Annotated in this window: 1 protein-coding gene; it reads left to right on the top strand. The window is 65.1% G+C overall.

Annotation, left to right across the window (positions count from 1 at the left end):
- Positions 1-295, top strand: a 295-nt coding sequence (locus H0248_RS21765) for a contractile injection system protein, VgrG/Pvc8 family (RefSeq protein WP_257981586.1), incomplete at both ends; no start/stop codon positions are given.

The raw sequence follows: 295 nt of genomic DNA, 5'->3' as shown, positions 1-295 counted from the left end.
ATGCGCTGCGCTCAGGGGCGGTGACGAGCGAAGGGGAATCCAACTGCGCGGGGCTGATGCCGGGTAACACCTTCACGCTGACGGAGCACCCGAATGCGACGCTGAATGCGGTCTGGCAGACGGTGAGCGTGACGCACGTCGGGCAACAGCCGCAGGCGCTGGAAGAGGAAAGCGGCGGCGAACCGACGACCATGAGCAACAGTTTTGCTGTGGTGAAAGGTGCAGCGACGTGGCGTGCTGCCATGCCCTACAAACCGATGGTGGACGGCCCGCAAATCGCCACCGTCGTCGGCCC

The sequence above is a fragment of the Pectobacterium brasiliense genome (assembly GCF_013449685.1).
Taxonomy (GTDB): domain Bacteria; phylum Pseudomonadota; class Gammaproteobacteria; order Enterobacterales; family Enterobacteriaceae; genus Pectobacterium; species Pectobacterium brasiliense_A.
The sequence above is the reverse complement of the archived record's forward strand: the minus strand, read 5'-3'. Positions and strand labels throughout refer to the sequence as shown.